The 281-nt window shown below is 62.3% G+C and carries 1 pseudogene; it reads right to left on the minus strand.

The features are described 5' to 3' along the window. Positions 1–281, minus strand: a pseudogene (locus ACWGS9_RS35735) (IS110 family transposase); the annotation flags it as partial.

The following is a 281-nucleotide window of genomic DNA, read 5'->3' on the forward strand; positions in this document are numbered from 1 at the left end:
GTGCCGAAGGAGCGGATGAAGCTCTTGACCTTGAGCGTGTCGGCGCGATGGCAGGCGATGCCGGCGCGCAGGCACTCTTCAAGCAGCAAGCCTTCGTGACCGCCGGTCGGCTCGCACACGACAAGGTCTATGTGTTTGTAGCTCTTGAGGAAGGCGCGGATCACCTTGCGCTGATTGGCGATGGTGCGGGTGGTGGTGCCGTCGCAGACGGTGACGGTGTCCTTGGCGATGTCGAAGCCGAGGCACATTTGCGGTTGTTGGTGCAGGAAGGCCATGCTGGT

The sequence above is a fragment of the Mesorhizobium sp. Arg314 genome, from assembly GCF_053714275.1.